We start from the raw sequence: 25,387 nt of genomic DNA on the forward strand, positions 1-25,387 counted from the left end.
TACATGAGCGCATCGCACAAAGACCTGCATAGTAAATTAACTTTAGGCGGTTTATTAATTTCTTTAGGAATAATTTATGGTGATATTGGAACCTCACCTTTGTACGTAATGAAAGCCATACTTGGCGATCACATTATAAATGCTGATGTTGTTTTAGGAGGAGTATCAGCAGTATTTTGGACTCTTACTTTGCAAACCACCATAAAGTATGTAATGATAACATTAAGTGCTGATAATCATGGTGAAGGTGGTATTTTTGCCTTATATGCTTTGGTAAAAAAAACAAAAATAAAATGGCTAATTGTCCCCGCAATTGTGGGAGGAAGTGCACTTCTAGCCGATGGAATTATCACACCACCAATTTCTGTATCATCCGCTGTAGAAGGAATTAGAAAATTTTATCCAGAAATAAATACAATTCCAATCGTTATTGGTATTTTATTCGTGCTTTTTGCTATCCAACAATTTGGTTCAAAATTAGTAGGTAAGTTTTTTGCTCCGATGATGATGGTTTGGTTCGCCATGCTTGCAGTATTAGGAATATCACAAATAGGACAAAACCTTACAGTTCTAAAAGCGATAAATCCATATTACGCGTACCATTTACTCTCTATTCATCCGGAAGGTTTCTTTGTTTTAGGATTTGTATTTCTATGTACTACTGGTGCAGAAGCTTTGTACTCAGACATGGGACATTGCGGACGCAAAAACATTAGAATAAGTTGGGTATTCGTAAAAACAACTTTAGTCCTAAATTATTTTGGACAAGCAGCTTATTTAATCGGTAAAGAAGGTGAAACACTACAAACCTTAGGAGGAAAGAATGGGAATCCTTTCTATCTTATCATGCCAGATTGGTTTCAGCCAATTGGTATTGTAGTAGCAACTCTAGCCGCTGTAATTGCATCACAAGCTTTGATTAGTGGTTCCTTTACTCTTATTAATGAAGCTATGAGATTAAACTTTTGGCCCAAAGTAAAAATAAAATATCCAACGGAATTAAAAGGGCAGTTATACATACCTTCTATAAACTGGTTGTTGTTTTTTGGATGTGTTGGAATCGTATTACACTTTGAGGAATCAAATAATATGGAGCATGCTTATGGTTTGGCAATTATATTATGTATGATAATGACAACCATTTTACTTAACTATTATTTGATAATGAAAAGAGTAAAATTATATCTAATTGTACCGCTTATCACAACTTATTTATTAATCGAATTTAGTTTCTTAGCCGCAAATATTACAAAATTTGCCGATGGTGGTTATGTTACACTAATCATAGCAGCGATATTAATTAGCATAATGACAACTTGGTATCTTGCTAAACAAATTAACAAAAGCTACACTAAACTTGTTAAAGTAGAAGATTATAAAAAAGTACTTGCTGAATTGAGTGCTGATTTATCGATTCCAAAATATGCAACCCACTTAGTTTATATGACTAATGCAGGTAGAACTGATGAAATAGAAGAAAAAGTAATGTACTCTATTTTACAAAAAAGACCTAAAAGAGCTGATATTTACTGGTTTGTTCATGTAAACATATTGTCAGAACCTTACAAAGCGGAATATAAAGTTACTGAAATCGCAAAAGATGATTTATATCGTGTCGACTTTAATCTTGGTTTTAGAGAACCTACCAAAATAAACTTAATGTTTAGAGAGGTCATTAAAGACATGGTTAAAAAAGGCGAAGTAGATATTACCAGTAGATATGAATCATTAAATAAAAATAATATTATTGGTGACTTTAAATTTGTACTTTCAGAAAAATTCCTTTCTAATGACAGTCGTTTAAGATGGCACGAAAAGATAATAATGAATTCCTATTTCCTACTTAAAAAATTAAGTTTGTCCGAGGAAAAAGCTTTTGGTTTAGATAGTAGTTCTGTTAAAATTGAAAAATTTCCTATGGTGCTTCATGCTCCTGAAAAAGTAGATTTAATTAGAATAAAATAATTTTATCATCCAAAAACATTAAAAACATTGTATCACTTACAGTGTTTTTTTTGTTTAAAAATTAAAAAAATAAGAATCATTATTTAAAATATAACATTCAATCAATAAATAGTACCTTTGCACCTCAATTATTTAAAATGAGATTACACAGAAATTTAGTTTACACAACAATAGACGCATTAAACGCCATTTTTAATGAAGGGGAATATGCAGATAAAGTAGTAGCAAGATCCTTAAAAAAAGACAAACGTTGGGGAAGTTCAGATAGAAAGTTTGTTGCAGAAACCATCTACGAAATTGTACGTTGGAAGAGATTATACGCAGAAATTGCCGAAGTAAAAGAGCCGTTTGACAGAGATAATCTCTGGAGAATGTTTTCTGTTTGGGCTGTTTTAAGAGGTTATCCTATTCCGGATTGGCGTCAGCTTGAAGGAACTCCTGATCGAAAAATAAAAGGTCGCTTTGACGAACTTTCAAAAGTGAGAGCTTTGAAAGAATCTATTCCGGATTGGATGGATGAATTAGGGGTTAAAGAATTAGGTGAAAAAGTTTGGGCTACTGAAATTGCAGCTCAAAACCAACCTGCTAAAGTGATTTTAAGGGTAAATACACTTAAGACTACTAGAGAAGCACTTCGTGCTATTCTAATGGATTTAAACATTGAAACAGAAACCTTAAAAAATCAACCAGATGCTTTGGTTCTTAAAGAAAGAGCTAATGTATTCTTGACGGATGCTTTTAAACAAGGCTTCTTTGAGGTTCAAGATGCCAACTCACAATTAGTTGCTGCTTTCCTAGATGTAAAACCAGGAATGCGTGTGGTAGATACTTGTGCTGGTGCTGGTGGAAAAACGTTGCACATTGCCGCTTTAATGGAAAATAAAGGACAATTGATTGCTATGGATTTGTATGAAAGCAAATTGAAGCAATTAAAAATTAGAGCAAAAAGAGACGGCGCTTTTAATATCGAATACCGCATTATCGACTCTACAAAAATCATCAAAAAACTACATGAAAGAGCAGATCGTGTTCTTATTGATGCACCTTGTAGTGGCCTAGGAGTTCTAAAAAGAAATCCTGATGCAAAATGGAAACTGAAACCAGAGTTTATCGACAATATTCGTAAAGTACAATCGGAAGTTTTAGAAAGTTATTCTAAAATTGTAAAACCAGGTGGAAAATTAGTATATGCAACTTGTTCTGTTTTACCTTCTGAAAATCAAGACCAAGTGGCTCGTTTCCTTACAACTGATATTGGAAAACAATTTAAATTTATAAAAGATCAAAAAATCCTAGCTTCTGAGTCTGGTTTTGATGGTTTTTATATGGCATTGCTAGAAAGAAACGAACAGACAGTTTAAAATACTTATTAGTAAAATAAAAAAAACTCCAATTTTCAAATTTGAAAATTGGAGTTTTTTTTTATGTTTAATCAACTTTAAAATGTTTTGATTTATTTTTTTTAATCATTCATTGAAATCAAAAACTCTTCATTATTTTTAGTTTTCTTGAAACGATCATTGATAAAATCCATTGCTTCCACAGGATTCATATCCGAAAGGTATTTTCTCATAATCCACATGCGTTGTAATGTTTTTGGATCCAACAACATATCATCACGTCTTGTACTGGAAGAAGTTAAATCTATAGCTGGGAAGATACGTTTATTCGCAATTTTTCTATCCAATTGCAATTCCATATTACCAGTTCCTTTAAATTCTTCAAAGATAACCTCATCCATTTTAGAACCCGTTTCTGTCAGTGCAGTTGCAATAATACTCAACGAACCACCATTTTCTACATTACGAGCCGCTCCAAAGAATCGTTTTGGTTTTTGTAACGCATTCGCATCTACACCTCCACTTAATACTTTTCCTGAAGCAGGTTGAACGGTATTATAAGCTCTTGCCAAACGCGTAATAGAGTCTAAAAGAATCACTACATCGTGACCACATTCTACTAAACGTTTTGCTTTCTCTAGTACGATATTGGCAATTTTAACATGCTCTTGTGGTTCTCTATCAAAAGTAGAAGCAATTACTTCTCCACGAACCGAACGTTGCATATCAGTAACCTCTTCTGGACGCTCATCAATCAATAAAACAATTAAATATACTTCTGGATGATTGGCTGCAATTGCATTTGCAATATCCTTAAGCAACATTGTTTTACCTGTTTTTGGTTGCGCCACAATCATTCCACGTTGTCCTTTACCTATTGGTGAAAACAAATCAATAATTCGAGTTGAAATAGTACTTTGTTTTTCAGCTAATTTGAATTTCTCCGATGGAAAAACAGGAGTTAAATGCTCGAAGGAAACTCGATCACGAACTACTTGAGGATCGTGTCCGTTTATTTTTAAAACACGCACTAATGGGAAAAATTTCTCTCCTTCTTTTGGTGGGCGAACCACTCCTTTTACAGTATCTCCAGTTTTAAGACCAAACAATCTGATTTGAGAAGTTGATAAATAAATATCATCTGGCGAAGCTAAATAATTATAATCTGAAGATCTTAAGAAACCGTAACCATCAGGCATCATTTCTAGAACTCCTTCGCTTTCTATAATTCCATCAAATTCAAAATCAGAAGCAGCAAAATTGCTTTTTTTGTTTTTGAAGTTGGGATTTTGGTTTTGATTTTGATTTCCGTTCCCGTTTGCAGTTCCATTTTGATTTGGATTTGGATTCTGTTTTTGCAATTGGTTTGGATTTATTTTTTTTACGGGAGTTGCAACTTCAGCTTTACTATCAATTGTAGTCTCTGCTGTAGCTTCAACAACAGTTTCTGGTTCTTTTGAAGTTTCTTTTAATTCCTCCTTGTCCTTTTTCAAGGCAATTTTTTTCTCGTAAGCAGATTTATTAAATTTTATGGCTTTTCCAGCCTTCTTCTCCTCTACTAAAGATTCTTTATTAAGAGATTCTTCTTTTTCTATTGTATCTGCTTGGATAGTAGCATTATTTTCAAGAGCAACCTCTTTTTCTGTTACAATAGGCTCCGCTTCAAAAAGAGAATTTACTTTATTCTTTTGAATAGCAACTTTTTTTACGGGTAGAATTCGAACTCTTTTAGTTTTATCCTCTTGCAGATTACTTTCTGTCTTTGTAGTAGTAGATTCAACATGAGCTGCTTGATGCTCTAAAATATGACTAACTAAAGTCTCTTTTTTTACACCGTTAAATTTTATAGTTTTAGCCGCTTTAGCTATTTCTTGAAGCTCAGAAAGCTTCATTTCTTTTAATGCAGAAATATCAAACATGAATGTTCTATGAGTTTAATTAATTTTTTGAGGAATACTGTAAAAGATAGGTAGTAACTTTAAATTGAATCAACCGCAGTATGAAGTGCTTACGGTATTATGATGCAATAATACGAATAAATTTTTATCAGACAATAGTATTTTTAAAAAAGAAAATATATTTTTGTGAAACATATTTAGCAAATGATACAGAGAATTCAAACCATATATTTATTTCTTGCCTTTGTTGTTACGGGCATCTTATTATTTTTCATTCCGTTATGGACTATGAGCGATAATAAACCATACTATTTTATGCAAAGCCAAGTTTATACCATATTATTAGGATTAAGTACTACTTTGTCCTTAGTAAGTATAGTATATTATAAAAAAAGACAGAATCAATTTGTTATCGGCAGATTGAATATCTTATTAAATTTGATTTTATTAGGATTGTTTGTATATCGTTCACTAAACTTATCTGGAGAGACACCTGCTGTTTCTGAGAAAGGTATTGGGATGTTTCTACCTGTAGTTGCTGTCGTGTTATTAGTTTTAGCTAATAAGGCCATCAAAAAGGATGAAGATCTTGTAAAATCTGTGGACAGATTGAGGTAAACCTATAAATTTTAGTTTATTAGTGCGAAGGAAACCCGAATGTAACAATTCGGGTTTTTTTGTATCCAAAATCTAAATTTTCTAAACAAAAACAACAAAATGAGACGCTAACTACATATTTTTTTTAAATTTGGTGTGAATAATTACGCTATGTCAGAAAAAATACGAATCCACCTTGCTGATGACCATCAAATTCTTATGGATGGCATTAAAACTATATTGCACACCAACGCTGCATTTGAAGTTGTTGGCAGTTCTATAAACGGTAACAATTTATATGACGAAGTAGTTGAGAACAAAACAGATGTGCTAATTCTAGACATCAATATGCCCGGAAAAGACGGAATTGAGGTTATTAAAGAATTTGCAGAAAAAGGTTTTCCTTGTAAAATTATCGTTTTGTCGAGTCATGATGACTTAAGAATTGTCAAAGAAGTAATGAAACTAGGCAGTAGCGGTTATTTAACTAAAAAATGCGCCGGAGAAAACATTATAAAATCTATTCTTGCTGTTACTAATGGTGAAGAATATTTCTGTAAAGATGTTCGAGAGAAAATTTTTAGTAAAGTCACCAAAGGAAATCCAAAACTAGACAATCCAAAATTACCTTGTAACGATATTTTGACGGAAAGAGAACTGGAGATTATCATTCTTATATCATTAGAATTTAGCGGAAAAGAGATTAGCGACCAATTATTTATTAGTTGCAATACGGTAGAAACACATCGTAAAAATATCATGAAAAAATTAGACGCAAAGAACTCCATTAGTCTGGTAAAATACGCCATTAAAAATAAATTGATAAAACCCTAAAAGAGACTTTTACCCAAGCATGAATAAAATCCTAATTATAGGAAAAAGTCTTAAACATCAATTTTATACTATAACAATACTACTCTAACTAAACCAAAAACCTATTTAACCAATAGCTCAAAACAACTATTTATGCCGCTAAAACATCTTTTTATTGCATTATTTTTGGGATTCAATTTTTTCTCTTTTACCATTTTAGCAGCTAAAGACAAAAAAGTAGAAAATAATGCTGAGGCAATTATTAAAGAAGCTATTGATTTAATGAGAAATGGAAGCTATGAAAAATCTTTAATACGCTCTAGACTTGGTTTAAAACTAGCAATTTGTTCAAAAGACAATAACTTAATCGCTAGTGCTTACAATACAATCGCCGCCAATTTTGATCAATTGTCCGAATACGACAAAGCGTTTTACTATTATCACAAAGGCTTAACTTATGCTAATAAGACCAATAATGACATTTTAAAGAACTGGATAAATAACAACTTGGGTAATATTTATTGCTTTGATAAAAAGCAATATGAAAAAGGAATTTATTATTACAAAAAATCCTTAGAATACAGTATCAAAATTAAAGATTCCTCTAGAATAGTGTTTACCAAAGTCAATTTGACATGGGCTTATTTTGATATTGATAAGTTTGAAGAAGGATTACCCTATCTAGAATACATAAATAAGTACCATAAGAAACATGGCGACTCGACTACAGTTGTAGTGTTGAACATGCTAAACGGAATGTACTATAATCATAAAAATGACAAACCAAAAGCCAAATACTACTTTGAGAATGCCATATTATTAGGAAATGAAGGAAATGAAAAATCAGATTTATCCTATTCTTATCATGAATATTCAAAGTTTTTAGGTAAAAATGGTGATTATCAAAATGCGTACAAAAATTTAGCCATTTACAATACTCTTAACGAAGAACTGAATAGTGAAGAGAAAAAAAATAAAGCCAATGTGGCGGGTATAAATCTTCAAATTGACGAATTTAAAAGAGAAATAGATAAAATAGAAAACCGTTTAAAAAGTAAAGAAAGTATATTATTGAATGAGCAATCCCGAAATAAAAAGATTTTCATAGTCTTACTATCCATGTTACTATTGTTATTCTTCTTATTTTATTTTTACTCTCAAAACGTAAAATTAAAACACAAAAACAAACTTAAGGATTTACGAAGTAAAGTTCAGGAAAATACAATTAATGCCACTATAAATGGACAACAATTAGAACGAAAAAAAATAGCTTCTTTTTTGCACGATAACATTAGCGCTTTACTTTCTTCAGCCGGAATGCATTTGTATGCGCATATTTCTCAAAGCGAATCACCCTCTCAAGAAATAATTAAAACAAAGACCATTATAGAGGAAGCACACGACCAAGTAAGAAATCTTTCTCATGAATTAATGCCTTCTGTATTAGCGCGATTTGGACTTTTTGATGCATTAGAAGATTTATGCGAAAAGAATTCTAATTCAATTCTTAATTTTAAATATTCAAGCTGTGTAGAAAGAAAAACACGTTATGATGAAGATTTTGAAATAAAAATCTACTTCATCATTATGGAACTCCTAAACAACATTATCAAACACAGCCAAGCAAATCAGGCCAAATTAAGTCTTAAGGAAGATAACGGCTCTTTGCAAATTGATATAATAGACAATGGGAAAGGTTTTGATTGCAAGAAATTCCATATTTTAGAAGGTTTTGGACTTAATCAGATTAGATCGCGCCTTACTAATCTCAAAGGAACTATGGATATTAATTCTAAAATAAATCTTGGAACTTCAATAAAAATCATAGTACCTATCACCTATCCCAAGAAAGCAATTAACCCTGTTTTTCTATCTCAATAATTTCTAAATCTTTGATGGCATCACCATCGATCACAAAACGCAACATGGTTCGCACTTGATGAAAACCGCTTTTACCAGCTGCACCAGGATTCATGTGTAAAAAGTTATTTTTTTTATCATAAATCACTTTTAGAATGTGCGAATGACCACAAATAAATAATTTAGGAGGATTACTAGCAATTTCCTCTTTAATATTGGGATTGTATTTTCCGGGATAACCACCAATATGAGTAATCCAGACATCTACTCCCTCACACATAAAACGATTGTGCAAAGGAAACTCAAGTCTGGCTTGTGCGTCATCAATATTGCCGAAAACAGCTCGTAATGGCTTTAGTTTTTTAATTGTATCAGTGACTGTCAACGCGCCGATATCACCTGCATGCCAAACCTCATCTGCTTGATTTACATATTTTAAAATCGTGTCATCAATATGACTATGCGTATCGGATAGAAGAAGAATTTTTTTCATTTTTTTAATCTCAATGCAAGTTAAATATTTTTCTGGAGCTATTTCCAGCTTTTCGTTTCAATCTTTTTGTTCACCGTAGCGAACAAAAAGGATTTCCTCTACAATCTGGGCTATGTAATCTTGCAAAATTAGACATTAGGATTCCAAATAAAAAATCCATTAGAAACTTAACAAACTTTGGCTATTGGTGACTTCGTAGCCAAAAAATTAATAAGTATCTTTGTAGCTTCAAAAAAATAGACTTGAGATATTTTATAAAATTAGCTTACAACGGAACCCGTTATCATGGTTGGCAATTACAACCTAACGCATCTTCAGTACAAGAAACAATGAATAACGCTGTTTCTACTTTATTAAATACTGAAATAAACTTGATGGGAGCTGGCCGAACAGATACTGGTGTTCACGCTAAGCAGATGTTTGCCCATTTTGATTATGATAAACAATTTAATATCCCGAGTCTGGTACACAAGCTAAATTCTTATTTACCAAAGGATATTACAGTTTATACGATCATTCCTGTTTCTGATCAAGCACACAGCCGTTTTGATGCGGTAAAAAGAACATACGAATACCATATAAACACATTCAAAGATCCTTTTTTACAGGAACAAAGTTGGTATTTTTACCAAAAATTAGATATTGATCTAATGAATGAAGCGGCAAAATTATTATTTAGTTATACTGATTTTCAATGTTTTTCTAAAGTAAATACAGACGTAAACACTTTTGATTGTACCATTTTTAAAGCCCATTGGACTTTAGGGTCAACAAAAGAAGAGTATGGAAAATTAATTTTTACGATTTCGGCCAATCGATTTTTGAGAAATATGGTACGCGCTATTGTGGGTACTTTGATTAATATTGGTCTGCACAAAATCACTTTAGAGGATTTTGAAAACATTATAAAAAGTAAAAGCAGAGACAAAGCTGGTTTTTCGGTTCCGGCACATGGCTTATATTTAACCGAAATAGAGTACGATTATATTACAAAATAGCCCTGATAGCAGTTAAAATCCTTTAGGGAATCGTTGCGAAACGAAACCCTAAAGATTGAAACGAATAGCAGGAAATAGCTCCTAAAAAAAAATATGAAAGCAAAGGCATTTGATACCCGATTATTTAAAAGAATTTTAAAATATACAAAACCTTACCAATGGCGTTTTAATGGTGTAATTATTTTTGCCATTTCCCTTTCGGTGTTTGCAGCATTGCGTCCCTATTTGTTGAAACAAACTGTAGATGGTTACATCTCGAACCAAGATCAGCATGGTTTATTATTGTATGTTGTTTTAATGGGAATTGTACTTTTATTAGAAGTATTTTCGCAATTTTACTTTGTATTTTGGGCAAACTGGTTGGGTCAGGATATTGTAAAAGACATTCGTGTAAAACTATTTCAGCATATATTAAGTTTTCGAATGAAATATTTTGATCTTGTTCCAGTAGGACAATTAGTAACTCGTTCTGTTTCGGATATTGAGTCTATTGCTCGTATTTTTAGTCAAGGTTTATTTATGATTATTAGTGACCTTATGAAAATGGTCGTGGTTTTGCTTTTTATGTTTTACATGAACTGGAAACTGACTTGGATAGTAATTGTTGCTATGCCAATACTTGTTTTCTTTACCCGTATATTTCAGAGAAAAATGCAAGTTGCTTTTGAGGAAGTTAGAAACCAAATTGCCAATATGAACTCTTTTGTACAAGAGCGTGTAACGGGAATGAAGATTGTACAACTCTTTAATCGTGAAAAAATTGAATCAGAAAAATTTAAAGAAATTAATGATAAACATAAAAAAGCTTGGATAAAAACAATTCTTTATAACTCTATCTTCTTCCCTATTGCAGATATTATTTCCTCCTTGACTTTAGGATTTATAGTTCTTTACGGAGGTTTTAAGATTTTAAACGGTGATACCTTTACCACCTTTGGAGATTTATTTTCGTACACAATGTTTATTGCAATGTTATTTAATCCTTTGCGACAAATTGCAGACAAATTCAATGAGATGCAATTGGGTATGATTGCAGCAAATCGTGTTTTTGATATTTTAGACACTGAAGATCAAATACAAGATACTGGAGTTATAGAGGCACCTGTTTTTAACGGAGACATAACCTTTAAGAAAGTTCATTTTGGTTATATTCCTGATGAGGAAGTGATCAAAGGAATTGACCTAGAAGTAAGAGCTGGGCAAACTATTGCAATTGTAGGTTCTACGGGAGCAGGAAAATCTACTATTATTAATTTACTAAATCGTTTTTACGAAATTAATAGTGGTTCTATCTATGTTGATAATAACAATATCGAACAGTATACTTTAAGTTCGTTAAGAAAACAAATCGCCGTTGTGTTACAAGATATTTTTCTTTTTGCCGATACTATTTTTAATAATATCACATTAAATAATCCTGATATTACGCGCGATCAAGTTTTGGCAGCAGCCAAAAAAATTGGTGTTCACGATTTCATTATGAGTCTCCCTGATGGTTATGATTTTGACGTTAAAGAACGTGGCGTTATGCTGTCGTCTGGACAACGCCAGTTGATTGCTTTTTTGAGAGCGTATGTAAGTAATCCTAGTATTTTGATTTTAGATGAAGCAACCTCATCTATTGATACGTATTCTGAAGAGTTGATACAACGTGCCACTGAAACCATTACTAAAGGTAGAACTTCGATTGTTATTGCGCACCGTTTGGCAACTATAGTTAATGCAGACAAAATTGTGGTGATGGATAAAGGTCTAATTGTTGAGGAAGGTACACACCAAGAATTAATTAGTCGTGAAAAAGGGTATTATAAAAATTTGTATGATTCTCAATTTTCAGTGGCCAACTAACTTTTATTATTTGAGTATCGTGATATGAAATTTAACCCTTAACTATTTGAAATTTAAATTAAAATATACCACTACTAGACGCGCCTTTTTGGTCTATGGCATCATATCTATACTTCTTGCTGGAATTTCAGTATTTGTGTTAAGTAACTTAATCACAAAAATTACTGAAAAGTCAAATGAAGAAATGGCACAACGTAACTTTATTAAAAAACAAGAATTAGTTTCTCAGGAGTTTTCTAAATTTCTAGAGCCTCAAAGACAAATTAAGGAACTTTTAAAAATAAGTATTCCTAGAGAATTAGTTTCAAATATTGCCGTAGTAAGTGCTATTCAAGCTACTGATTCTTTAGTACTTCACAACTGGTTCAGGATAGACGATGGTAAAATTCATTTTGGAAAAGGAGAGAATGAAATAACCTATCAAAATAACATCAATCGTTTTGTAGCTAAAAATAAAGATTTAACGCAAAATAGTAGCATAATTAAAGAAGGAAATCAATGGGTTTGGCGTTGTTTTTTTAAACTTGAATCTACCAATAAAACGATCGTTAGATATGGCTATGATATTAATTTAAAAGCCTTACATAACTATTTTTCAACAGTAGATGAAAAGGCTCCAAATTATATTTTTGTGTTTGATCAAAATGGAATCTGTATTTTTCATCCAGATATTTTATTTATTGGCCAAAATATTTTTAAAATTTCCAATTTAAAACCCTCTGATACTTTATTCAATAAAGACAAAAATTTCATTAAGAGAATCTCTCTTTCAGAGTATTTAAAATTGGATGTTATTCGTTTCACAAAAAAGCTTGATGTACAAGGATCAGACTGGTATATTAGCGTGAATTTCCCAAAAGTTTTTGCTGATGAGAATGTAAATTTGGTAAAAAAATATGCAACCTTAATCTATTTGGTTACCACAGCAATGCTTCTTTTTATCTTTTATTTATTTGCAAGAGCAAACCGAAGGTCTTACTTAGAGAAAGCACAGCTTACCAAAGAAAAAAACTCATTATTTTTAGAAAACGAAAAAATAATTAAGGAAAAAGCATTGATTCAATTGCGACAACTTAAAGAGCAAATTAATCCTCATTTTTTATTTAATTCGCTAAATTCTCTTTATATGTTAATTGATAGTGATGGGAAAATTGCTAAAAAGTTTACATTAAATTTATCACGAATTTACCGTTATTTAATAGATCCTCCTGAGGGAAATATTGTCTCCCTAAACCAGGAACTATTATTTATTGAAAAATATATTTTCCTGCAGCAAACCCGTTTTAATGATGAATTAATTTTTACCATAAAAATTGAGGATGAATCTGCATTAAGCAAGAGTTTGCCCTATTTATCTTTTCAAATTCTGGTAGAAAATGCTATAAAGCATAATTTAGCCACACACGATAAACCTTTGCATACTCAAATAATAGTAGAGAAAAATAAAGTTACTGTGATAAATAATTTGCAAAAAAAGCCAAATACGGAGCCAAGTACCAAGTTTGGTCTGAATTACTTGAGAAGTATTTATGATTATTATTCTAAAAATGATTTTGAAGTATCAGAAAAAGAAGAAACTTTTACCTGTATTTTACCTCTTATTGACATCCACTCCTAAAAAAAAGCCACTCACTCCCGTTTATTTTTTTAAAGCGTAAAAAATCAATAGTTTTCGCCGAAAATTAACCTAAACTTAACATTCAAATGAGGGAAAAGGCTTTGTTGCAAAACTATAAAACAATCTACATTTTATTTTTATTCTTGTTGCTTTCTGTGTCCAGTTATTCGCAAAAGAAAAATAAAAAAGCAAACAATACCGAAATAGCAAAAGATAGTACAGCCTCCAAAAAAGGTAAAAAGTACAACGATTTGATCAAAGATGGTACAGTAAAAAAAGGATTATTCAATATCATTGAGGTAAAAACAGATCTGTATTTTGAAATTCAAGACAGTTTGTTTAACCGAGAATTTCTGGTTGTAAATAAACTATCACAAGTTCCTTTTCAGGTTAATGATGCGGGTTTAAATAAAGGAATGAACTATGAAAACAAAATAATCAGTTTTTATAAAGATGCAGTAGCCAAAAAAGTTTGGGTAAAATCCTATGTCCCTAAAGTTTCATCTCCAAAAGAGGATGCCATAACGACTTCTGTAGCCAATAATTTCTCTGAGTCTATTATTGAGTTTTTTGATATTGAAACCAAAAATAACGACTCTACTTCGGTTGTAATTAAAGTCAATAAAATTTTTGATGGCAAACAAAAAAGTTTTAATGATGTGTTGAGTAATATTGGATTTGGAGGTTCTGTAAAATCCGACTTATCCTATATTGAAGGCGCAAAATCATTCCCAAAAAACATTGTAGTCAAATCGCAATTAACCACCTCTGTATCCGAAGGTGGTCCGTCATTATCAGTAACACTTGGAGTTACAAGTAATATTATTCTTCTTGATAAAGTACCTATGAAACCACGTTTTTCTGATAATCGAATTGGTTATTTTACAGAAAAACATTGGTATTTTAATGATGCGCAACATGCCATGATGGAAAAAGAACTAATTACCCGCTGGCGATTAGAACCTAAAAAAGAAGATCAAGAAAAATACCTTAGAGGGGAATTAGTTGAGCCATTAAAACCTATCGTATATTACATTGATCCCTCTACACCAAAACAGTGGAGACAATATATTATAGACGGAGTTCATGATTGGCAAATTGCTTTTGAAAGAGCTGGATTTAAGAATGCGATAATCGCTAAAGAACCTACAGAAGCTGATTTAGATTTTGATATTGATGATGTAAGATATTCTGTAATAACATATGCTGCCTCTCAAAAAGCAAATGCCATGGGACCCTCTGTGGTAGATCCTAGAAGTGGAGAAATTATCGAAGCTGATATTATCTGGTGGCATAATGTGATGACTTCTTTACACAGCTGGATGCGCATTCAAACTGGAGCTATAGATCCAAAAGCAAGAGGCAATAAGTTTAGTGATGAGCACATGGGTGAAGCGATTCGTTTTGTATCTTCTCATGAAGTTGGACATACTTTTGGGTTAAAACATAATATGGGTTCTTCTTTTGCATACGATGTTGAGTCGTTACGATCTAAAGATTTTACAGAAAAAATGGGCGGAACTGCACCTTCAATTATGGATTATGCTCGTTATAATTATGTGGCACAACCTGAAGATAATGTAACTGCTATCACTCCTAAAATTGGGGAATATGACAAATACGCCATAGATTGGGGATACAGATGGTATCCTGAAGAAGAGAACGAAACCAATAAACTGAATGCATTGATTAGCAAACATCAAAACGATCCCATTTATTTTTATGGTGAACAACAAGATGGAGCTTCAACAATTGATCCAAGATCACAATCTGAAGATTTAGGAAATGATGCTGTAAAGGCTAGTGAATATGGTCTTAAAAATCTAAAGCGTGTTGTAAATAACATTCTTGAATGGACTTATGAAAAGGATGATACGTATTACGAAACAGGAAAATTATATATTGGCACCATTGGCCAATGGCAATTATACAATCGTCATGTCTTGAATAATATTGGAGGTGTTTACCTTAATGCCATCGTTCATGGAGATAACAAACAAAGTTATATTCCAGTTGCTGCTCTAACTCAAAATAATGCCACCGATTATTTAATCAAAAATGTTCTTACAATTCCAGAATGGTTATTTTTCAATCCAATTTTAGACAAAACTAATCCTTTAAAAGATTCTCCTGTTGGACCTTATGAATATACCCCATATACTTTATCGCGCGAATTACAGTATAGTATTTTATACGATCTGTTTAGTGACGAACGTTTAATGAGAATGACTGAAAATGAATTATATCAAAGAAATGGAAGCAAAGAAAATATATTTACGGTCAATAATTTATTCAAAAAAGTTCATCAACACGTATTTGCTCCAACAATTCTAAACAAATCATTGTCGATTTTAGAACGCATGACGCAGAAAAATTATGTTGATGTTTTAATTGTATCTACAAATAAACTATTTGAAAAAACGGATGCCAAGAAAATAATAGATATTCAACAAACACTAGCCATGCCTAATTTGTGTAATCAACTCAATGAGAGTCAGATGGCTAGAAACATCAATCAATCTTCTTTGAAACGCGTTTCAGAAATCACTTCTGATAAAAAAGGAGAATTAAACAAAGTTCTTCAATTATTAGAAATGAAAAAGAATACCGGAAATCAATCTACCAAGAATCATTATTTAGATTTAATACAACGCATCAAAAAAGCATTAACAACTACTTTATAAACCACTAAAATGAAAAAATTAATACTCACTTTACTCCTCTTGTGCGCCATATCAGGATATGCACAAGAAACCAGAATTATCACTGGTAAAATAATTGACTCACAAGACAACCTTCCTATTCCAGGGGTTTCAATTTATGCGGAGAATACCTCAGTATCTAATAGCACCAAACAAGAAGGTGTTATAGAAAGCGCAAGCATTGGAACGATTACTGATATGGATGGTAATTTTGAATTAAAAATTAATAAAGATATCTCTTCTCTAAGAGTCAGTTATCTAGGTTATAAATCTTATACTTTACCAATAACTGTTCAAAAAAATTACAAAATATCTTTAACTTCAGATGTAAGTCAGTTGCAAGAAGTTATTATTACAGGATACCAAAAAATAGAAAAAAGAAAATTGACTGCTGCTGTTGCTAATGTAGCGATGGCAAATATTCAGCAGGCTGGTGTAGCAAGTATAGACCAACTATTAGTAGGACAAATTACAGGTGTTGCAGTTACTCCAGGAACTGGTGCTCCAGGTGCGGTTGCAAAAATAAGAATTAGAGGAACAGCCTCACTATCCGGTTCACAAGATCCTTTATGGGTACTGGATGGTTTACCCTTAGAGAGTAACGATGTGCCTAAAAATTATGACAAAGACAATATAGATCAATTAACAAATTACTCTATTGCAGGCCTAAATCCTGATGATATTAAAGATATCACTATCCTAAAAGATGCCGCTGCAACAGCCATTTATGGAGCGAGAGCTGCCAATGGTGTAATTGTAATTACAACAAAAAAAGGTAAAAAAGGGAACATGAAAGTCAATTTCAATACCGCCACTTTTATCACGCAAAAGCCTGATTTCTCAAAATTAAATTTGATGAACAGTAATCAAAAGGTCGATTTTGAACTTGCAATGGCTAGTAGATCTGATTTGACATACAGAGATAATGGAGGAGAAATTGCCCGCATTTTAAATGGTTCAAATGAGTTAAATACGTTTAGAGCAGGTGGCTTTTCAGCTTTAAACCCTACTACGCAACAATCAATCAATAGCTTAAGAAATAACAACACGAATTGGGGTAATCTATTGTATCAAAATTCGGTAAACACCCAACACGGCTTAAGCCTTTCTGGAGGTGGAGAAAAATCAGATTACTATTTCTCTTTGGGAGTTTTTGATGAAGAGGGAGCGACCATTGGAACTGGTTTTAAAAGATATAATTTGACGTTAAAAAACAACTACGACCTTACTGATAAATTAAATGTTGGTATTGCTATGTTTGGTGCTCAAAGCAGCACAAAATCGTACATAACTGATACAGACGGATTCACAAATCCGGCAAATTATACACGCTCTGTAAATCCTTATCTAACACCACTAAAAGCAGATGGAAGTTATAATTATGACAAAGATATTACCGGTTACTCCGATCGATATGTTCCTTTTAATATTTTAGAAGAAAGAGAAAATAGTTCTTATGAATTAAAAAACAGAGCCTTCAAAGCAATTTTTGATTTAGATTACAAAATTATTAAAGATTTAAAAATAAGCTCTCAAATTGGTTTGCAGCTAGATAACACTTCAAGCGAGAAATTTGCCGATAAAGAAACTTATTTTACAAGAAAAGAAAGAGAAAAAACTCGTAGATATAGTAACGGGAGCTACAACTATTTTCTTCCTAATGGTGGTATAATTCAAAATACAAATACTGATTTTTTTCAATACAACTGGAAAACAATGGTAAATTACTCTACTGTTTTTAATGAAAAGCATGAGGTAGATTTCATGGTAGGAAATGAGTTAAGAAGAAGTTATAGTACTGCTGTTGCAACTAAAGGTTTTGGATTTGATCCAAAAACATTAAATACAACACAAATTATATTTCCGAATGAAAGTTTAGCAAATGAAGAAGCTTACAAAACATACCGAAAAAACGAAAATGAAAATGCATATGCTTCTTTTTATGCGACTGCAGCTTATACTTATGATAGAAAATATACTGTTTTTGGTAGTGTACGTTATGACGGATCAGACTTGTTTGGAGTAGATCCTAAATATAAATATTTGCCACTTTGGGCTGCCTCTGGTTCGTGGTTGGTTTCACAAGAAGATTTCCTAAAAGACAACAGTGTTATATCTAATTTTAGACTGCGCGCTTCCTACGGACTACAAGGAAACATAGACAAAGGCACATCCCCTTATGTAGTTGGTGAATATAAAAATGCAACGATACTTCCTGGTCAGACTGAACCAACTATCACTATTACAAGTCCTCCAAACGATAAGTTGCGTTGGGAAAAAACAACAAATACCAACTTAGGGCTTGATTTAGGATTGTTTAATAATCGCATAAGCTTTGTAACCGATGTTTATGGTAGAAAAAGTAGCGATTTAATTGGACTTCGTTCTCTTCCTTTAGAAAATGGTTTCGAGTTTACAACACTAAACTGGGCACAAGTAACCAATAAAGGTTATGAAATTGCTATTGCAACAAAAAACATTGATCTTCCCAACTTTAAATGGACTTCTAACATCAATTTTTCGCACAATAAGAGTAATGTAGATCGCTTAGAAGTGCGATCAAACAGTTACCTTCCGTCAAGAGAAGGTTATCCCGTAAATGCAGTTTTTGCTTTGAAAACGGCAGGAATTGACGAAAATGGATACCCATTATTTATCAACAAAAAAGGAGAAACTGTAAATACACAAACACTATTTGAATTGTTTGATCCGTTTGCTGATTTTTTCCCTGGAGAACTTTCGCAATCTAAATTGACTGCTGAAGCAACTAGAGATTTATTTACGTATGCAGGAGATTTAGATCCTAAATTCATAGGTGGTTTTACCAATACTTTTAAAGTGCATGATTTTGACTTATCGGTTGCTACTACTTTCAACATCAAACAAACAGTCGTACAAACACCTCCTTACAACGGTACAACTGTTGATCGCAGTCAGAATTACACAACTGACATCTTAAATGCTTGGTCTCCTACTAATACAGGATCAAAGTTACCAGCAATCAATAGTAAAGACTCAGGAACTGGAGATTCCTGGATGGCGTACAACTGGTATTCAAGCGCAAGTCCGTTGGATACTTACAAATTGTTAGACACATGGGTTAAAGAAATGAGCTATATGCGCTTAAGTAGTGTACGTTTGGGGTATACTTTGCCTAAAAAAGCAAGCGAAAAAATATTTATAGAAAGCATTCGTTTTAGTGCCGAGGCTAGAAACTTATTCGTGATTAGTTCTGATTACAAAGGATATTTTGACCCAGAAACTTTCGGAAATATTTACGCTCAACCTATTCCAAAGTCATTCTCTTTAGGATGTAACATAACTTTTTAAACCAATTTAAGATGAAAAATATAACAAAATATATACTCTTGTTTATCACTGTGGTAGCTGTAACAAGTTGTGATAATTATTTAGACGTAAAACCAGTGGGAAAAGTTATTCCAGAAACTTTAAATGATTTTAGAGCCGTACTAACAAAAGGCTACGAAGTATATCCACAACACAAATCGTTAACTTCTTTGAGAGGCGATGAGTTAATGTTAAATGAGTATAGTGATGATTTAGTGTACTACAAAGACATCTACATCTGGAAAGATGCTAATCCTGATAGATTAACAACTGATTTCCAATACCAACAATTGTATAATGTGATTTTTTATTCGAATGTTGTAATCAATGAAGCAAGTAAAAAAGTTTCCGACTCACCGGAGAAAAACCAACTAATTGGCGAAGCTCATGCCCTTAGAGCAATGGCTTATTTTGATCTAATCAATTTATTTGCAAAACCCTATAACCCTGCAACCGCCCCTACAGATAAAGGAGTTCCGTTAGCACTAAAAATAGATTTAGAACAAGCCTATGTTCCAGAAAGTGTGGCTGCCATTTACAACCAAATTCAATTAGACAAAGAGCAGGCAAAAAGCTTATTGAATATAGAAACACAAGTTAAGGGAATTAATTACCGTTTTTCAAAAGCGGCCTTATATGCATTTGAATCTCGTATTTATTTGTATCAAAAGGAATGGTCTAAAGCGCTGGAAGCTGTGAATAATGCATTGGCATATAAAAATGAATTAGTAAACCTGAACACCAAAAGTGTTTTGCCAAACAATTACGACACAGCCGAATCAATTCTAGCGCTTGAAGATACATTTATCAATAGTTTAAAAAGTGCTTCGTATGTTTCTGTAGATTTAATTGCAGCATTTAATAAGCAAACTGATTTGCGCTTTCCTATTTATTTTCTAGCAAACGGAAGCCGTTTCAAATTCAAAAAAGGCGGTGAGCTCAATCAAAAATCTTCTTTTAGAACGGCTGAATTGTATCTTACAAAAGCAGAAACTTTAAATGAAGTGAACAATTTGGCTGCAGCCAAAACTACGCTACTAACTTTTATCGAAAAAAGATATACTGCAGCAGGTTTTGACCAACTGACCTTAGAAATCAATGCAATGGATAAAGTGGCTCTTTCTAATTTTATCTCTCAAGAAAGACAACGAGAGTTTACAGTAGAAGGCCACCGTTGGTTTGATTTAAGAAGAGCTTCTCAAAAACAAATTGTTCATATGCTCGACGGTACAAGCTATACATTAACTCAGAATGATCCGCGTTATACCCTACCCTTTCCGGCAAATGTGCGATTAAACAATCCTGATTTGTAAATAAGAAAAGTCCAGCTTTTATAGCTGGACTTTTTTTTTAACTTTACATAAAAAAGCAAATGAAAATTGCCATTGTTGAGGATGAACATCTTGCTTCGAGCTATCTAAAATCAATTTTAGAACAGCAAGAAGTGATTGTCATAGATCAAATCACCATTTTAAAATCAGTAGAAGATGCAGTCACTTTCTTTACAGATTATAAAGTCGATCTAGCTTTCATGGACATTCATTTAGGAGACGGAAAAAGTCTTGAAATCTTTGAGAAAACGAATATTTCATGTCCTGTTATTTTTATTACCGCTTATGATTTGTATGCCATTAAAGTATTCAAACACTTTACCATTGATTACCTTTTAAAACCTTTCGAAGAGCAAGAATTACTAGAAGCCTTAGTAAAGTTTACCAAGATAAAAGAGCGTTTCAAAAGCGATTCCACCTTACAATCACTTTACGCCATTGCTAATCCTGAACAAAAAAAGATTCAGCATCACTTTTTAGTCAATCACGGATACAAACTTATTTCTATAAATGAAACTGATATTAGTTATTTTGTAGCCACTGGAAAACACCTATTTGTACATACTAATTCTGGCAATAGCTATTTATACAACAATACTATCAAAGATTTGATTCACAATTTAGATTCGGAACATTTTTTTAAGGTAAATAGAAAATATATCGTTCGACGAACCATTATTAGTGAAATAATCAAACATTCTAATCAAAAAATAGAATTAAAACTCACGGTCAAAGCAGTAGAGAACGATCCTATTATTCTTAGTAAAAAAGAAATAAATAATTTCAAAAAATGGCTTAATCACTAAGATTAATTTGTGCTTAGATTTCACTTACCTAAAAAAAAGGAATGCAACTCAATACTAAGTTCAATTTTAAAAATAAATCCTTAAATTCGCCATCTCAATTAATGAATAAAGTTCAATATAAAGTGAAATGCGCTGTTGCGAATTGCATTATTATAATTTAAAAAAATAAATACTTTAAAAAATGAAATACGATATTATAGTTTTAGGAAGTGGACCAGGTGGATATGTTACTGCCATTAGAGCATCGCAATTAGGCTTTAAAGTAGCTGTGATTGAAAAAGAAAGTTTAGGTGGAGTTTGCCTAAACTGGGGTTGTATACCAACAAAAGCATTGCTAAAATCAGCTCAGGTTTTTGATTATTTGAAACACGCTTCTGATTACGGATTGACTATTTCATCATTTGACAAAGACTTTCCTGCTGTTGTACAACGCAGTAGAACTGTTGCTGGAGACATGAGTAAAGGAGTTCAGTTCCTAATGAAAAAAAATAAAATCGACGTAATTGATGGTTTTGGAAAACTAAAACCTGGTAAAAAAGTTGATGTTACGGATAAAGAGAATAAAGTTACAGAATACAGTGCGGATCATATCATCATTGCTACTGGAGCGCGTTCTCGTGAATTACCAAGTTTACCTCAAGATGGTGTAAAAGTAATAGGATATCGTCAAGCAATGACTTTGCCAACACAACCTAAATCAATGATTATTGTGGGTTCTGGAGCAATTGGAGTTGAGTTTGCACATTTTTACAATTCTATGGGAACGGAAGTGACTATCGTAGAATTTATGCCAAATGTAGTTCCTGTTGAAGACGAAGATATTTCGAAACAAATGGAGCGCTCATTGAAAAAAGCTGGTATCAAAATCATGACGAACTCGTCTGTAGAAAGAATTGATACTACCGGAGCTGGTGTGAAAGCATTTGTAAAAACAGCAAAAGGAGAAGAAGTTATAGAAGCAGACATTTTACTTTCGGCAGTTGGAATCAAAACTAATATTGAAAACATAGGTTTAGAAGAAGTAGGAATTGCTACAGATAGAGATAAAATCTTAGTAAACGCTTACAATCAAACTAATATTCCTGGATATTATGCTATTGGTGATATCACACCAGGACAAGCATTAGCACACGTTGCTTCTGCAGAAGGAATCAACTGTGTAGAGAAAATTGCAGGTTTACATGTAGAGCCTATCGATTACGGAAACGTTCCGGGTTGTACGTATGCAACTCCTGAAATTGCTTCAGTAGGTTTAACAGAAAAGCAAGCTAAAGAAAAAGGATATGAATTAAAAATTGGTAAATTCCCATTCTCTGCTTCAGGAAAAGCAAAAGCAGCAGGAACTCCTGATGGATTTGTAAAAGTAATTTTTGATGCAAAATATGGCGAATGGTTAGGTTGTCACATGATTGGTGCTGGTGTTACCGATATGATTGCTGAGGCAGTTGTTGCTCGTAAACTGGAAACTACAGGTCATGAAATCCTAAAATCAATTCACCCACACCCAACAATGAGTGAAGCAGTAATGGAAGCTGTTGCTGCAGCTTACGATGAAGTAATTCACTTATAGCATTCATTGGGAGAAAAGAAATGATTTCTTATTCACTTATTAAATCCGTTTAGAAATTCTAAACGGATTTTTTTTGCTCTATTTTAAAAATTAAACATCTATTTTATTCTGTTTTGTACGATAACAAAAAGAATGTATTTTGATTCTTTTCTAAGATTAACATCTTAACATATATTTACAAACTGTATCTAAAAAACTATTAATTTCTATTCTATCTTTGTGTTCTAAGTCATTTGACTCCTTAAATATTGAATTTATTATACAATTGATGAACACTGAAACACACAACTTCTCTAATATACTCCACGAAAACCAAAATAAAAATTGGGTGAGAGCTATCGATTCTTCTAAAATCATTAGTTGGCTAGATGATTTATTCCGAATTATTTTTCCCGAAAAAGCGTTAGAAACCATTCAAATCGAACTACTTTTAGAACAAAACAAAGCAAAGTTTACAGCTATTTTAACTGAAATTAATAAAGATAAAACATCCACTAAAAGTCGTGCAGTAACAGCTGCCTTTTATAGTAAACTTCCAGATTTATATTCGGCGATGCAGCAAGATGCGCAAGCAATTTTAGACACTGATCCCGCAGCCGATTGCATTCAAGAAATTATTAACTCGTATCCTGGTTTTTTCGCTATCGAAGTGTACCGGATTGCCAATGCTATTTCGGGATTAACAAATTGCTTATTACCTCGCATACTGACAGAATATGCGCATAGCAAAACAGGAATTGATATTCATCCAAAAGCAACTATTGGTATTCCCTTTATCATTGATCACGGAACAGGAATTGTGATTGGCGAAACTACCATCATAGGAAAACACGTAAGTATTTATCAAGGAGTGACTCTGGGAGCTCTGCAAGTAGAAAAAAGCATGGAAGAAAAAAAACGACATCCTACTGTAGAAGATCATGTGATTATTTATGCAAATGCTACTATTCTTGGCGGAAGCACCATAATAGGGAATCACAGTATTATTGGTGGAAATACTTTTGTAACTAAAAGTCTAAATCCCTATTCTTTTGTAATGCAATCCAATAAAAACACTGTTTTAAATCAACAAGAAATAAAAGAAATTAATTTTTTCTCAATATAAATATTATGAAATACAATAACATACTCGAAACAATAGGCAATACACCACATGTAAAAATAAATAAATTATTTGGGGCAAACCAAAACGTTTGGATAAAACTAGAACGTGCCAATCCTGGAGCCAGCATAAAAGATAGAATTGCTCTTGCCATGATTGAAGATGCAGAACAAAAAGGACTGTTGAAAGAAGGCGGAACAATAATAGAAGCTACATCAGGAAATACCGGTATTGGACTAGCTATGGTTGCTGCTGTAAAAGGATACAAACTAGTACTAGTAATGCCAGAATCGATGTCTATTGAAAGACGTAGATTAATGAGTTTGTACGGAGCTGAATTTGTTTTAACACCTCGTGAAAAAGGAATGACTGGCGCTATTGAAAAAGCAAAGGAATTAGTCAACGAATTATCAAATGCTTGGTCACCACTTCAATTTGACAATCCTGTAAATATTGATATTCACAAAAAAACTACTGCTCAAGAAATCATCAAAGCTTTTCCTGATGGATTGGATTATTTGATAACTGGCGTAGGAACCGGTGGTCATATCACTGGTTGTGCTGAAATATTAAAACAACATTTTCCCAACTTACAAGTTTTTGCTGTAGAACCAGAAGTCTCTCCAGTAATTAGTGGTGGTAAACCGGGTCCGCATCCTATTCAAGGAATTGGTGCCGGATTTATTCCTGCTAATTTGCATACCGATTTATTAGACGGAACGATTCAAGTGAGTAAAGACGATGCTTTTACTTATGCACAAAGAGCCGCAAAAGAAGAAGGAATGTTTGTTGGAATTTCTTCTGGCGCTTCTTTAGCAGCAGTAGCTAAAAAACTAACAGAAATTCCTGAGAATGCTACAGTTTTAACTTTTTGCTACGACACAGGAGAACATTACTTAAGTGTTGAGGGATTGTTTGTATAAGCAGTCAATTAAACAAGTATTACTCGGATTGCATAACGACTACATTTATGCCTTTTAATATCAAATAACCTTCGTAAATCTGCTTTTAGAAAACAGCATTTACGGAGGTTTATATTTTTCAAAGAGTTTTTAGAAAAAGAATAATTTCTAAATTAAAAAATAGGACTTAATATAA

17 protein-coding genes are annotated in these 25,387 nt (G+C 32.6%); 15 read left to right on the forward strand and 2 right to left on the reverse strand.

Translation table 11 applies throughout. The annotated features are described in order from the left end of the window. Positions 1–3 precede the first annotated feature (3 nt). A complete protein-coding gene (locus MW871_RS06905; protein ID WP_188049863.1) occupies positions 4–1,965 on the forward strand; it encodes a KUP/HAK/KT family potassium transporter in 1,962 nt (653 codons plus the stop codon). Between the two features lie 137 nt (positions 1,966–2,102). Further along, a complete protein-coding gene (locus MW871_RS06910; RefSeq protein ID WP_188049862.1) occupies positions 2,103–3,326 on the forward strand; it encodes an RsmB/NOP family class I SAM-dependent RNA methyltransferase in 1,224 nt (407 codons plus the stop codon). Between the two features lie 101 nt (positions 3,327–3,427). Here MW871_RS06910 and rho read toward each other — a convergent pair whose 3' ends face one another. Continuing rightward, positions 3,428–5,224 (reverse strand): transcription termination factor Rho, encoded by a 1,797-nt coding sequence (rho, locus tag MW871_RS06915; protein ID WP_248428051.1) that lies wholly within the window; start codon positions 5,222–5,224, stop codon positions 3,428–3,430. Positions 5,225–5,407: 183 nt separating this feature from the next. On the opposite strand from rho, the gene MW871_RS06920 reads away from it, so the two are divergent. From MW871_RS06920 to MW871_RS06930, 3 genes are all read left to right on the forward strand, one after another. Next, a complete protein-coding gene (locus MW871_RS06920) occupies positions 5,408–5,821 on the forward strand; it encodes a DUF4293 family protein (protein ID WP_188049860.1) in 414 nt (137 codons plus the stop codon). 150 nt (positions 5,822–5,971) lie between these two features. Beyond that, positions 5,972–6,634 (forward strand): response regulator, encoded by a 663-nt coding sequence (locus MW871_RS06925; protein ID WP_188049859.1) that lies wholly within the window; start codon positions 5,972–5,974, stop codon positions 6,632–6,634. A 132-nt stretch (positions 6,635–6,766) separates the two neighbouring features. Then, entirely contained in the window at positions 6,767–8,494 is a 1,728-nt protein-coding gene (locus tag MW871_RS06930) for a tetratricopeptide repeat-containing sensor histidine kinase (protein ID WP_248428052.1), read from the forward strand. On the opposite strand, the gene MW871_RS06935 is transcribed toward MW871_RS06930, so the two are convergent. Continuing rightward, a complete protein-coding gene (locus tag MW871_RS06935) occupies positions 8,469–8,966 on the reverse strand; it encodes a metallophosphoesterase family protein (protein WP_210643895.1) in 498 nt (165 codons plus the stop codon). The genes MW871_RS06930 and MW871_RS06935 overlap by 26 nt on opposite strands. A gap of 242 nt (positions 8,967–9,208) precedes the next feature. Here MW871_RS06935 and truA point away from each other — a divergent pair, with 242 nt between their 5' ends. From truA to cysK, 10 genes are all read left to right on the forward strand, one after another. After that, complete coding sequence (truA, locus tag MW871_RS06940; protein WP_248428053.1) at positions 9,209–9,964, forward strand: tRNA pseudouridine(38-40) synthase TruA; 756 nt, start codon at positions 9,209–9,211, stop codon at positions 9,962–9,964. Positions 9,965–10,057: 93 nt separating this feature from the next. Continuing rightward, positions 10,058–11,812: an ABC transporter ATP-binding protein gene (locus MW871_RS06945; RefSeq protein ID WP_188049855.1), complete on the forward strand. Its 1,755-nt coding sequence runs from the start codon at positions 10,058–10,060 to the stop codon at positions 11,810–11,812. Positions 11,813–11,858: 46 nt separating this feature from the next. Then, positions 11,859–13,430, forward strand: coding sequence for a sensor histidine kinase (locus MW871_RS06950; RefSeq protein ID WP_248428054.1), 1,572 nt, complete (start codon positions 11,859–11,861; stop codon positions 13,428–13,430). Positions 13,431–13,516: 86 nt separating this feature from the next. Beyond that, on the forward strand, positions 13,517–16,114 hold the full coding sequence (locus MW871_RS06955; RefSeq protein WP_248428055.1) for a zinc-dependent metalloprotease: 2,598 nt from the start codon (positions 13,517–13,519) through the stop codon (positions 16,112–16,114). A gap of 9 nt (positions 16,115–16,123) precedes the next feature. Continuing rightward, on the forward strand, positions 16,124–19,462 hold the full coding sequence (locus MW871_RS06960; protein ID WP_248428056.1) for a SusC/RagA family TonB-linked outer membrane protein: 3,339 nt from the start codon (positions 16,124–16,126) through the stop codon (positions 19,460–19,462). Positions 19,463–19,473: 11 nt separating this feature from the next. Then, positions 19,474–20,793: a RagB/SusD family nutrient uptake outer membrane protein gene (locus tag MW871_RS06965; RefSeq protein ID WP_248428057.1), complete on the forward strand. Its 1,320-nt coding sequence runs from the start codon at positions 19,474–19,476 to the stop codon at positions 20,791–20,793. A gap of 59 nt (positions 20,794–20,852) precedes the next feature. Then, entirely contained in the window at positions 20,853–21,617 is a 765-nt protein-coding gene (locus tag MW871_RS06970; RefSeq protein ID WP_188049850.1) for a LytR/AlgR family response regulator transcription factor, read from the forward strand. A 181-nt stretch (positions 21,618–21,798) separates the two neighbouring features. Continuing rightward, on the forward strand, positions 21,799–23,187 hold the full coding sequence (gene lpdA, locus MW871_RS06975) for a dihydrolipoyl dehydrogenase (protein ID WP_188049849.1): 1,389 nt from the start codon (positions 21,799–21,801) through the stop codon (positions 23,185–23,187). A 268-nt stretch (positions 23,188–23,455) separates the two neighbouring features. After that, positions 23,456–24,292: a serine O-acetyltransferase gene (locus tag MW871_RS06980; protein ID WP_248428058.1), complete on the forward strand. Its 837-nt coding sequence runs from the start codon at positions 23,456–23,458 to the stop codon at positions 24,290–24,292. Positions 24,293–24,297: 5 nt separating this feature from the next. Beyond that, positions 24,298–25,212, forward strand: coding sequence for a cysteine synthase A (gene cysK, locus MW871_RS06985; protein WP_248428059.1), 915 nt, complete (start codon positions 24,298–24,300; stop codon positions 25,210–25,212). The last annotated feature ends 175 nt before the right edge of the window (positions 25,213–25,387 follow it).

It is taken from the genome of Flavobacterium pygoscelis, from assembly GCF_023162025.1.
Classification (GTDB): domain Bacteria; phylum Bacteroidota; class Bacteroidia; order Flavobacteriales; family Flavobacteriaceae; genus Flavobacterium; species Flavobacterium pygoscelis.

Bases quoted from the DNA above. Each gene is read 5' to 3' on its own strand.
- MW871_RS06955 (WP_248428055.1), top strand. From the start codon at position 13,517: ATGAGGGAAAAGGCTTTGTTGCAAAACTATAAAACAATCTACATTTTA.
- MW871_RS06960 (WP_248428056.1), top strand. From the start codon at position 16,124: ATGAAAAAATTAATACTCACTTTACTCCTCTTGTGCGCCATATCAGGA.
- MW871_RS06930 (WP_248428052.1), top strand. From the start codon at position 6,767: ATGCCGCTAAAACATCTTTTTATTGCATTATTTTTGGGATTCAATTTT.
- MW871_RS06945 (WP_188049855.1), top strand. From the start codon at position 10,058: ATGAAAGCAAAGGCATTTGATACCCGATTATTTAAAAGAATTTTAAAA.
- MW871_RS06935 (WP_210643895.1), bottom strand. From the start codon at position 8,966: ATGAAAAAAATTCTTCTTCTATCCGATACGCATAGTCATATTGATGAC.
- MW871_RS06965 (WP_248428057.1), top strand. From the start codon at position 19,474: ATGAAAAATATAACAAAATATATACTCTTGTTTATCACTGTGGTAGCT.
- MW871_RS06905 (WP_188049863.1), top strand. From the start codon at position 4: ATGAGCGCATCGCACAAAGACCTGCATAGTAAATTAACTTTAGGCGGT.
- MW871_RS06980 (WP_248428058.1), top strand. From the start codon at position 23,456: ATGAACACTGAAACACACAACTTCTCTAATATACTCCACGAAAACCAA.
- MW871_RS06920 (WP_188049860.1), top strand. From the start codon at position 5,408: ATGATACAGAGAATTCAAACCATATATTTATTTCTTGCCTTTGTTGTT.
- MW871_RS06970 (WP_188049850.1), top strand. From the start codon at position 20,853: ATGAAAATTGCCATTGTTGAGGATGAACATCTTGCTTCGAGCTATCTA.
- rho (WP_248428051.1), bottom strand. From the start codon at position 5,224: ATGTTTGATATTTCTGCATTAAAAGAAATGAAGCTTTCTGAGCTTCAA.
- MW871_RS06925 (WP_188049859.1), top strand. From the start codon at position 5,972: ATGTCAGAAAAAATACGAATCCACCTTGCTGATGACCATCAAATTCTT.
- lpdA (WP_188049849.1), top strand. From the start codon at position 21,799: ATGAAATACGATATTATAGTTTTAGGAAGTGGACCAGGTGGATATGTT.
- MW871_RS06910 (WP_188049862.1), top strand. From the start codon at position 2,103: ATGAGATTACACAGAAATTTAGTTTACACAACAATAGACGCATTAAAC.
- cysK (WP_248428059.1), top strand. From the start codon at position 24,298: ATGAAATACAATAACATACTCGAAACAATAGGCAATACACCACATGTA.